The organism is Vibrio sp. 03_296 (assembly GCF_002265885.1).
The window spans coordinates 1-3,761 of the sequence record NZ_NPKW01000012.1 but is presented as its reverse complement, the minus strand read 5'-3'; the positions used below and the strand labels follow the sequence as shown (position 1 = coordinate 3,761).

4 protein-coding genes and 1 pseudogene are annotated in these 3,761 nt (G+C 40.7%); all 5 read right to left on the bottom strand.

What is annotated here, in order from left to right:
* Positions 1 to 1,190: 1,190 nt before the first annotated feature.
* The 5 genes and pseudogenes from CIK04_RS35415 to CIK04_RS00730 all read right to left on the bottom strand — a co-directional run bounded on the left by CIK04_RS35415 (position 1,191) and on the right by CIK04_RS00730 (position 3,592).
* A complete protein-coding gene (locus CIK04_RS35415) occupies positions 1,191 to 1,331 on the bottom strand; it encodes a DUF3265 domain-containing protein (protein ID WP_097353735.1) in 141 nt (46 codons plus the stop codon).
* Positions 1,322 to 1,828 (bottom strand): GNAT family N-acetyltransferase, encoded by a 507-nt coding sequence (locus CIK04_RS00750; protein ID WP_097353734.1) that lies wholly within the window; start codon positions 1,826 to 1,828, stop codon positions 1,322 to 1,324. The genes CIK04_RS35415 and CIK04_RS00750 overlap by 10 nt, the downstream gene beginning before the upstream one ends.
* 140 nt (positions 1,829 to 1,968) lie before the next feature.
* Positions 1,969 to 2,721: a class I SAM-dependent methyltransferase gene (locus CIK04_RS00745; protein ID WP_157806516.1), complete on the bottom strand. Its 753-nt coding sequence runs from the start codon at positions 2,719 to 2,721 to the stop codon at positions 1,969 to 1,971.
* A gap of 501 nt (positions 2,722 to 3,222) precedes the next feature.
* Complete coding sequence (locus CIK04_RS35410; protein ID WP_128824559.1) at positions 3,223 to 3,384, bottom strand: DUF3265 domain-containing protein; 162 nt, start codon at positions 3,382 to 3,384, stop codon at positions 3,223 to 3,225.
* Positions 3,372 to 3,592, bottom strand: a pseudogene (locus CIK04_RS00730) (DUF6500 family protein). Before CIK04_RS00730 ends, CIK04_RS35410 begins: the two are co-directional and overlap by 13 nt.
* Positions 3,593 to 3,761 lie beyond the last annotated feature (169 nt).

Genomic DNA, 3,761 nt, shown 5'->3' with positions numbered 1-3,761 from the left:
TAAGCACTCCCATACTGCGCATCGTATTCCTCACCTGACCAAAACTCACTTTTACTTTGTTTCAACGACTCTTCTCCTAGAGATCGGATGCGCTATAACGCCGCGTTAAGGGGTGCAGGCACGCAATACAAAAGCTACCGCACAGCGACTTAATCACCAAACCCAACGCAAACCGAAAATGCCACGCGTGCCAAATCCCACTTAAACGCTTTGTTATGCTTAAGCTTCAATGGCTTACGTTTGATCAGAACCAAGATTAACTCGACTTTGATTCACAAACAAAAGCCAAAACGTAGAAAACCGAAATGAATCATAGTTTTGATAATCAGGCTCGGAATTTGGGCAAATCTGGTTTGAAGTTTGAAAACCTAGAGATGGACTTCTGATTGAGCCAACTGCCCTAACCTCGCGCTTACCCGAAAATTGATTGAGGCAACTCTCTGAATTTTCAGCGCCAAAGAATAAGTGTCCGAAAAACAGCGCTCAAAAAAACCGGCTTGCCGACAAACACAAAACTGAAAAGCCGAGGGGACAAAGAAAAACCATAATCCACTGATTTTACTTGATTAAGCATAACGCCCTGTTAAGGTGTGAGCAACGCAATACCGAAACTTCCGCATACCACCTTAAACACAAAACGCAACGCATAGCAAAAATGCCAAGCGTTGCGAATCACTCTTAAACAGATTGTTAGCCTATAAATTATGATGTTAAATCAAACTTTTCTTAGGCTTTGGAACTGAATATCGTCACCACACTTTGCCGATACTTGCTTTGACAATGAGTTAACCACCTTGCCATAAACCATCAAGTTGGAGTCTCCTTTATAACTAAAAATCAACTCACAAGTTCTGCAATGATCCGAGCGCCATCTCCAGAACACATCGTACCCTTGTTTCTTTAAGATCGTGCTAAAAGTTTCCATCTGCTCAATAATTTCTGATTTCGAGTATTCAACATCGAAACTAACTTCCGATATTGCCATCTCTCGTTTACTAAACAATGACGAAATACTTGATAATACACTGGATGCGTGGGGAACTATGCTAGTGTGGCAATATCTGCAGACAAAGGCTTCGCGTTGAATCTTCTCTGCGCATAAAGGACATTTCATTAAATTAAACTTACTAATAAAAATCCAATTATATAAGCAACCTAACACTTACTCTACAGAATTCTAAGTTTATAGGCTAACGCTGCGTTAAGGGGTGAGTGCCGCATAAACCAAGTTTCCGCACACCACTTTCACCACAAAAATCACCGCAAACCAAAAATGCTACTCGGCATGAATCCCGCTTAAACGCCTTGTTATGTAACAATTTTACACGTATTGATAGACATGGTCTGCGTACAAATTACCACCGATTTCATAAGCTTGATGCACTATCCTATCGAGTACAAAACCCACTTTTGTAAGTACCTTTTCGGAACCAATGTTACCCTCAGTGACAACTGCACTGTATTTATCGATGCCAAACTCTGACATTGAATAATTTATGAGAGCTTGCAGTGACTCTGTACCATACCCGAGTCCATGATATTCGGGCAAAAACATAAACCCAACTTCAGCAACAGAATCGTTAACACAAAAACCTGTTATACCTACTGCTTTGTCCGTTTTGGACTCGACAACAACCAAACATAGCCAATGCTTCGACTTTACAAACCAAGGTGCTAATCGAGATTTAAATTTACTCTCAATTTCTGACTTTGGCAGTTCATCGAAACAAAGTGAAATGACACTAGGATTCGTATGGAGTTGCAGAAATAAAGGCCAGTCATTTTCCGATAATGGCTTCATCCGCAGCCTTTCAGATACTACTTCCATTTAGCTGAACTCTCCTTGTTACATAACGCCCAATTAAGGTGTGAACCACGCGACCATAACACTCAAATTGGACACCGTAATCACTAAACTAAACCCAAACCAAAAACGCCAAACGTGGTGAATCACTCTTAAATTGTTTGTTATAGCGCGCTCACAACACCCACGATACTGTTAGATGCCTTAGTTAATGGGGTCTTTTCCCAGTCTGCATAGCATTCTACTAACTGCAAACCAGTACTTTCTAAACATTTAACGATTTCATCTACTGAACGATATTTGAGTTCTATTTGACTATAGTATTGCTCACCACTTTCATATTTCCTGCGAATATAGTGCAACATCGTATCATTTAGTTGAGGATGAAAACTGTCCCTGCCGTAAACATTTACTTTTTCGCCTGAAGTACTTGTGTAAGTAGTCCAATACTCATAACGTTCAGTTTCTTCGAGATTTTCAGGAGATGGTAGCCTAGAGTCAAATACGAATGTACTTGTAGCGCTCATATGATTTTTGACACGCTTTAACATAGACAAAAGATCACTATCAGAAATAAATGCTTGAAATGCGTTGCCTGTCATAGCTATCACATCGAATTCAGTTCCTAAATTGAAGTCAACCGCATCCATTTCGTAAAAAGTAAGATTACTCATTGCAGATGATTTTTGTATAGCGAAGTTTACCATCGAACTTGAAAAGTCTATGCCTACTACATGAGATAGTTTTTTTGATAGTGGTATCGTGACAAGACCTGTCCCACAGCAGACATCTAAAAGTGAGGATGCTTTTTGACTAGACAATAGTTCTCGCAGGAAGGATATTTCACTAGCATAAGCACTCCCATACTGCGCATCGTATTCCTCACCTGACCAAAACTCACTTTTACTTTGTTTCAACGACTCTTCTCCTAGAGATCGGATGCGCTATAACGCCGCGTTAAGGGGTGCAGGCACGCAATACAAAAGCTACCGCACAGCGACTTAATCACCAAACCCAACGCAAACCGAAAATGCCACGCGTGCCAAATCCCACTTAAACGCTTTGTTATGCTTAAGCTTCAATGGCTTACGTTTGATCAGAACCAAGATTAACTCGACTTTGATTCACAAACAAAAGCCAAAACGTAGAAAACCGAAATGAATCATAGTTTTGATAATCAGGCTCGGAATTTGGGCAAATCTGGTTTGAAGTTTGAAAACCTAGAGATGGACTTCTGATTGAGCCAACTGCCCTAACCTCGCGCTTACCCGAAAATTGATTGAGGCAACTCTCTGAATTTTCAGCGCCAAAGAATAAGTGTCCGAAAAACAGCGCTCAAAAAAACCGGCTTGCCGACAAACACAAAACTGAAAAGCCGAGGGGACAAAGAAAAACCATAATCCACTGATTTTACTTGATTAAGCATAACGCCGCGTTAAGGGGTGAATGCCGCATAAACCAAGTTTCCGCACACCACGTTCACCACAAAAATCACCGCAAACCAAAAATGCCACGCGGCATGAATCCCGCTTAAACGCCTTGTTATGGCTTGGACTTAAGGTGTTCTTTACTTGCCTGATTTAATCATTTCTATGATTTTGTTGGCTTTTTCGAAGTGATCTAGCTGGTGAGTTTGAATCCACCAAGTAGCTGCTTCCATTAACAACTCTGGATCGTCGTTTTTATTAGCGAAAAATGCATAAAATGAAACACCAATCATTCTCCACCCTTTTGTGCGATTTTCTTAGCACAAACATCTAACACTTTACGGCGTAAGGATTCACGCATTCATTATGCCCTCTTTGATTAAAGTAAAACAACACTTACTACACAGAATAGAACACAAACAACAAACACTGTTCATCCAACCAGTATAACTTTTAAAAGAAGCCATAACGCCGCGTTAAGGGGTGRGTGCCGCCTAAACCAAGTTTCCGCAGACCACTTTCACCACCAA